Origin of the sequence: Paraburkholderia ferrariae NBRC 106233, assembly GCF_000685035.1 — a bacterium.
Taxonomy (GTDB): domain Bacteria; phylum Pseudomonadota; class Gammaproteobacteria; order Burkholderiales; family Burkholderiaceae; genus Paraburkholderia; species Paraburkholderia ferrariae.
On record NZ_BAYB01000015.1, the window covers coordinates 217,146 to 223,725 of the forward strand.

The window sequence follows — 6,580 nt, forward strand, 5'->3', positions numbered from 1 at the left end:
CCCAGAGTCACCCTCGCAACGGATTCAATAGAAAGATGGACAAGATTCTCGACAACCAGACCGCCATCGTGACGGGCGCCTCGCGCGGCATCGGCCGGGCGATCGCCATCGAACTGGCGCGCCAGGGCGCCATGGTGATCGGCACGGCCACGAGCGAAGCGGGCGCGCAGGCCATCAGCGCCGCGTTCGAGTCCGCGGGCCTGAAGGGCCGCGGCGCCGTGCTCGACGTCAACGACGCCGCGGCGGCCGAAGCGCTCATCGACGCGACGGTGAAGGAATTCGGCGGTCTCGCGATCCTCGTCAACAACGCCGGCATCACGCAGGACAACCTCGCGATGCGCATGAAGGACGACGAGTGGGACGCCGTGATCGACACCAACCTGAAGTCGGTGTTCCGCCTCTCGCGCGCCGTGCTGCGCCCGATGATGAAGGCGCGCGCGGGCCGCATCATCAACATCACTTCGGTGGTGGGCTCGTCGGGCAACCCGGGCCAGGCCAACTACGCGGCCGCGAAGGCCGGCGTGGCCGGCATGACCCGCGCGCTCGCGCGCGAGATCGGCAGCCGCAACGTCACGGTGAACTGCGTCGCGCCTGGCTTCATCGACACCGACATGACCAAAGATCTGCCGGCCGGGCAGCAGGCCGCGCTCAAGGCGCAGATTCCGCTGGGCCGTCTCGGCAGCCCGGACGACATCGCGCACGCGGTGACGTTCCTCGCATCGCCGCACGCGGGGTACATCACCGGCACCACGCTGCATGTGAACGGTGGCATGTATATGTCTTAACCGGATTCGGGTACTATCCGCGCCTTGATACGCCCAACAGGTGCGGTCGCGGATATAGGCCATCCGGAACCTCGAGCGCCGCTTTTCTGCCAGGTCAAACCTGATAAAATGCGCGCACTCGCATTCATGAGCTAACTTTTTTTCCCTTGGAGGGGTAATGGACAACATCGAACAGCGTGTCAAGAAGATCGTCGCCGAACAACTGGGCGTCGCCGAAGCCGAAATCAAGAACGAGGCTTCGTTCGTGAACGATCTGGGCGCCGACTCGCTCGACACCGTCGAACTGGTGATGGCCCTCGAAGACGAATTCGGCATGGAAATCCCCGACGAGGAAGCCGAAAAGATCACGACGGTCCAGCAAGCCATCGACTACGCTCGCGCGAACGTCAAGGCTTAAGGACATCCAGGCGCCATTGATCTCTGCGGGCGGCGCAAGCGGCCCGAGAGGACTCTCGCCAGTGAACCCGCACGCGCCCGCACTCGCAGGGCTTTTGCCGGTCAACTAGCCACGGGGCTCACAGGAGCATTTCCTGTGGCCACTGTGGCTTTTGTTTTTGTCATCTATGGAAAAGGGGTTATCGTGAGCCGCCGTCGAGTTGTTGTTACAGGCCTGGGGCTGATTTCGCCTGTTGGCAATAATGTTGCCGACGGCTGGGCCAATCTGGTCGCCGGCAAGTCCGGTATCGCCAACATCACGAAGTTCGACGCGACGAACTTCTCGACCCGCTTCGCCGGCGAAGTGAAGGGCTTCAACGTCGAAGACTACATGCCGGCGAAAGAAGCGCGTCACATGGATACGTTCATCCATTACGGCATCGCTGCGGGCATGCAGGCGATGCAGGACAGCGGCTTCGAGATCACGGAAGAAAACGCCGAGCGCGTGGGCGTGGTGGTGGGTTCGGGCATTGGCGGCCTGCCGATGATCGAAGTCACGCAAACGGAACTGCTCAACCGCGGCCCGCGCCGTATTTCGCCGTTCTTCGTGCCGGCCTCGATCATCAACATGATCTCCGGCCATCTGTCGATCAAGTACGGCATCAAGGGCCCGAACCTCTCGATGGTCACGGCCTGCACGACCGGCCTGCACTGCATCGGCGAGGCCTCGCGCCTGATCGAGTACGGCGACGCCGACGTGATGATCGCCGGCGGTGCGGAATCCACGGTTTCGCCGCTCGGTATCGGCGGCTTCGCGGCCGCGCGCGCGCTTTCGCAGCGCAACGACGACCCGGCGACGGCGAGCCGTCCGTGGGACAAGGACCGCGACGGCTTCGTGCTGGGCGAGGGTGCGGGCGTGATGATCCTCGAAGAGTACGAGCACGCGAAGAAGCGCGGTGCGAAGATCTACGCGGAAGTGTCCGGCTACGGCATGAGCGGCGATGCCTATCACATGACCGCTCCGCTGGAAAATGGCGACGGCGCGCGCCGCTGCATGCAGGCGGCAATGCGCAACGCGGGCGTGAACGCGAACGAAGTTAACTGGCTGAGTGCGCACGGCACGTCCACGCCGCTCGGCGACCTCGCGGAAACGATCGCGATCAAGCGCGCTTTCGGCGACCACGCGAAAAACATCGTCGTGAACTCGACGAAGTCGATGACCGGGCATCTGCTCGGCGGCGCGGGTGGTCTGGAGTCGGTGTTCACGGTGCTCGCCGTGCACAACCAGGTCTCGCCGCCGACGATCAACATCTTCAACCAGGATCCGGAGTGCGACCTGGACTACTGCGCGAACACCGCGCGGGACATGAAGATCGACATCGCGCTGAAGAACTCGTTCGGGTTCGGCGGCACGAACGGCACGCTGGTTTTCAAGCGCCACGCTTGACCGGCATCGACCCGCATGCGGCCGCGCCGGCAAGTCCGGCCGGCCGCGATCCCCTCTTCGATACGCGGCGCCCCGGTGCGCCGCGAATTCCCCTGCGCCCTTCGCTGGCGCTTCATTTCGCCCTCGCCAGCGGCGCCGGCGTGGCCGCTGCTGCCGTCTGGACGGCGCTTGCCCCCTGGCTCGGTATCTGGCGCGCCTTGCCCCTCGTATTGGCATTCGTTGCAGCCTGCGGCCTGAGCGCCGCGGCGTGGCGTCGCACGCAACCCGCAGTCATCGAAATCGGGCCAGATTCATTCGCCGCGTATTCGCGCGAGGGCGTCCGCCTGCTGGAGGGACGCCTGACCGGTGCGGCGCAGTGGGGCGGCAGCCTGCTCGCGCTCGCGGTCAAGGCCGGCGCGCGGCGGGCCACGGTGCTCGTCGCGGCGGATGCGGTGGGGCGCGAAGCCTTTCGCGCCCTGGCGGTGCGTGCCCGCTGCGCGGCCGGCCGCTGAAGCGTCCGGTGCGCCGCGCGTCGGCACGGAGCGTGCCCGGCTGGCGTCGGGCGCCCGCTGTAACGACTGTAACGGCGGTTACTCCAGTAACGTGAGGGACGGAAGGGGGCGCTACAATGGTGCCCCGCGTCAACATGAGCTAAACGGATTTTTCAGGTGAGCGAAAAAGAAATCGACCAGGTGCTGGTCGAACGCGTGCAAAAAGGCGACAAGGCCGCGTTCGAGCTTCTGGTCTCCAAATACCACCGCAAGATCATCCGGCTGATCTCGCGCCTCGTGCGGGACCCCGCCGAGGTGGAGGACGTGGCCCAGGACGCCTTTATCAAGGCGTACCGGGCACTGCCGCAGTTTCGCGGCGAATCCGCTTTCTATACGTGGTTGTACCGGATTGCGGTCAATACGGCGAAGAACTACCTTGCGACCCAGGGAAGACGAGCCCCCACATCTACCGAAGCGGATGCAGAAGAGGCTGAAACTTTCTCGGATGCCGATCAACTAAGGGATATCAACACGCCTGAGTCGATGTTGATGAGCAAGCAGATCGCAGAGACGGTCAATGCTGCGATGGCGGTTTTACCGGAAGAGCTGCGCACCGCCATTACGCTTAGGGAAATTGAAGGTTTGAGCTACGAGGAAATCGCTGAGATGATGGATTGCCCGATCGGCACCGTCAGATCAAGAATTTTCCGCGCTCGTGAAGCCATTGCGGCAAAATTGCGTCCGCTGCTGGACACACCGGAAGGCAAGCGCTGGTAAGCCAGCCGCCCGCCGGGCACGGATGCGATTCACCCGGTTAGTGTGATCAAGGTCTGTAAGGAATGGGGAGCATCATGGGGTCGGTTTCGATGCAATCGGTGTCTGGCTCGCGCGGCGAGCATCTGTCCGCCTTCGTCGACGGGGAATTTACCCTCGGCGAGCATCAGAACGGAATTTTTTCCGAATTCGACCAGGACAGCCGCAAGGTCTGGTCGGAGTATCACCTGATCGGCGACGTGCTGCGCTCGGACGATCTGGCGCTGAGCGCGGCCGCGAGCCAGTCGTTCATGGCCGGCTTCGCTGCGCGCTTCGAGGCCGAGCCGCACGTGCTCGCACCCGCGGCGCTGCCGGCCGCGCGTGAAGGCGCGAGCCGTGTCGGGCGCATTCTCGCGCTGCGTCACCGCGTCGTGCCCACGCTGGCGGTTGCCGCCGCGGCCGCCACGCTCACCTGGATCGTCGTGCCGCAAATGCGCGGCGCGGGTCTGGCGGGCGGCGGGGCGCAGGTCGCCGCGGTGTCGGCCCAGGGCGACGGCATGCAGCGCGTGGCGATGAACGTCGCGCCGGTGCAGACGGCCGCCGTGCAGGACGGCAACATCATTCGGGACGCACGTCTCGACGAGTATCTGGAAGCGCACCAGCAGTTCGCGCAGCAACCGGTGATGTCGGATTCCATGCCGCTGATCCGGGCCGCCGCTCTCACTACGCAAGGCCAGTAAGTCTGATGCAGACATTGCGGTTCAATAAAACGACAAACTTGGGGCGGCTACCGGCATGGCTGTGCTGTGTAGCCGTAGTGCTAACCGCTCTGTCTGTGGCCAACCGGGCCGACGCGCAAGGCGCGCCGGCCGCCGGCCTTGCCACGCCCCAGGGTGCGGCCGCGTGGCTCGACCGCATCCAGCAGGCCGCCCAGCAGCAGAATTACACCGGCACCTTCGTCTATCAGCGCGGCGCATTCGTGCAGTCGTCGCGCATTGCGCACTACGCGACGAAGGACGGCGAGTACGAGCAGATCGAAAGCCTGGACGGCAAGCCGCGCAAGCTGCTGCGTCACAACGACGACCTCTATACCTTCGTGCCCGAACGCAAGCTTTGCGTCGTCGAAAAGCGCCAGAACAAGGACGCCTTTCCGGCGCTCCTGAGCGCGGGCGGCGATCAGGTGCTGAGCGTCTATACGCCGAAGGCGCTCGGCAACGACCGGGTTGCGGGCATCGACAGCCAGGTGGTGGAACTCGACCCCAAGGACGCTTACCGCTACGCCTACAAGTTCTGGGCCGACGCCAAAACGGGGCTGCTGCTGCGCGCGCAGACGCTCGATCCCGCGAACGGCCAGGTGCTCGAACAACTGGCGTTCACGCAGGTCAGCATCGGCGTGCCGGTGGATAAGGCCGCAATCGTCAACGGCATGCGCAATCTGACCGGCTGGACCGTGGTGCGTCCGCCGCTCGAGCCGGTGGATATGGAGGCGCAGGGCTGGAGCTTCGGCACGGCCGTTGCGGGCTTCCACAAGATCCGCGAACTGCGCCGCCCGATGGCCGCGCGCGACGCGAACGATCCGCCCATCCCCGTCGATCAGGCCGTGTTCTCCGACGGTCTTGCCGCGATCTCGATCTTCGTCGAGCCGGTGGAGCACAACAGCCGCAAGGAAGGCGCGGGCAGCAGCGGCGCCACCAACGTGCTCGTGAAGCGCCATGGCGATTACTGGATCACCGTGCTCGGCGAAGTGCCCCAGGCCACGTTGCAGCGGTTTGCGTCTGCCATAGAATACAAGGCTCCCAGGTAACATCCTTCGGCTGACTACGATATGACGATTCTCCCGCTGCGCAAATTCTTCGCGGCCGCGGTGGTCGCGGCTTGCCTGCCGCTCGCGCCGCAAACGGCGTCGGCGGCCAATGCCGCCAACCTGCCCGATTTCACCGATCTCGTCGACAAGGTCGGGCCTTCCGTCGTCAATATCCGCACGACCACACGGGTCAGTTCCGCGCAGCCGAACCTGCCGCCGGGGATGGACAACGGCGACATGTCGGAATTCTTCCGCCGCTTCTTCGGCATTCCGCTGCCGCAGGGCCCGCAGGGGCAATCGCCCCGCGGTGGCCAGGGCGGCCAGGGCAGCGATCAGGATTCGAACCCGTCCGATAGCGGCAACGACAGCGAGCAGAGCAGCGGCGTCGGCTCGGGCTTCATTCTGTCGAGCGACGGCTACGTGATGACCAACGCGCACGTGGTGGACGACGCGGACAGCATTTACGTCACGCTCACCGACAAGCGCGAATTCAAGGCGAAGCTCATCGGCGTTGACGATCGCACCGATGTTGCCGTCGTGAAAATCCAGGCGAGCAGCCTGCCGGCCGTGACCATCGGCGATTCGAACAAGCTGCGCGTCGGCGAATGGGTGGTCGCGATCGGCTCGCCGTTCGGCCTCGAAAACACTGTCACGGCGGGTATCGTCAGCGCCAAGGGGCGCGACACGGGCGACTATCTGCCGTTCATCCAGACCGACGTGGCCGTGAATCCCGGCAACTCGGGCGGCCCGCTCATCAACATGCAGGGCGAGGTGATCGGCATCAACTCGCAGATCTATAGCCGCACGGGCGGGTTCATGGGCATCTCGTTCGCGATCCCGATCGACGAGGCCATGCGCGTGGCCGACCAGCTCGAGAAAAACGGCAAGGTCACGCGCGGGCGCATTGCGGTGGCGATCGGCGAAGTGACCAAGGACGTGGCCGATT

The 6,580-nt window shown here is 64.9% G+C and carries 8 protein-coding genes; all 8 read left to right on the plus strand.

Translation table 11 applies throughout. The features are described 5' to 3' along the window. Positions 1–35: 35 nt before the first annotated feature. Positions 36–785, plus strand: coding sequence for a 3-oxoacyl-ACP reductase FabG (fabG, locus tag BFE01S_RS19135; RefSeq protein ID WP_028226881.1), 750 nt, complete (start codon positions 36–38; stop codon positions 783–785). 157 nt (positions 786–942) lie between these two features. After that, on the plus strand, positions 943–1,182 hold the full coding sequence (gene acpP, locus BFE01S_RS19140; protein WP_004197638.1) for an acyl carrier protein: 240 nt from the start codon (positions 943–945) through the stop codon (positions 1,180–1,182). A 183-nt stretch (positions 1,183–1,365) separates the two neighbouring features. Continuing rightward, positions 1,366–2,607, plus strand: a complete 1,242-nt coding sequence (gene fabF / locus BFE01S_RS19145; RefSeq protein ID WP_028226882.1) for a beta-ketoacyl-ACP synthase II — start codon at positions 1,366–1,368, stop codon at positions 2,605–2,607. After that, positions 2,604–3,098 (plus strand): protein YgfX, encoded by a 495-nt coding sequence (locus tag BFE01S_RS19150; RefSeq protein ID WP_052420931.1) that lies wholly within the window; start codon positions 2,604–2,606, stop codon positions 3,096–3,098. Before fabF ends, BFE01S_RS19150 begins: the two co-directional genes overlap by 4 nt. Before the next feature lie 156 nt (positions 3,099–3,254). Then, positions 3,255–3,854: an RNA polymerase sigma factor RpoE gene (rpoE, locus tag BFE01S_RS19155; protein ID WP_028226884.1), complete on the plus strand. Its 600-nt coding sequence runs from the start codon at positions 3,255–3,257 to the stop codon at positions 3,852–3,854. Between the two features lie 74 nt (positions 3,855–3,928). Beyond that, positions 3,929–4,570 carry a sigma-E factor negative regulatory protein gene (locus BFE01S_RS19160; RefSeq protein WP_028226885.1) on the plus strand — a complete coding sequence of 214 codons (642 nt, stop codon included), beginning with the start codon at positions 3,929–3,931 and terminating at the stop codon, positions 4,568–4,570. A 5-nt stretch (positions 4,571–4,575) separates the two neighbouring features. Further along, the gene (locus tag BFE01S_RS19165; RefSeq protein WP_028226886.1) at positions 4,576–5,634 is read left to right on the plus strand and encodes a MucB/RseB C-terminal domain-containing protein; all 1,059 of its coding nucleotides are present in this window, start codon (positions 4,576–4,578) and stop codon (positions 5,632–5,634) included. Positions 5,635–5,655: 21 nt separating this feature from the next. Beyond that, a partial coding sequence (locus BFE01S_RS19170) for a trypsin-like peptidase domain-containing protein (protein ID WP_028226887.1) occupies positions 5,656–6,580 on the plus strand: 925 nt, incomplete at its 3' end.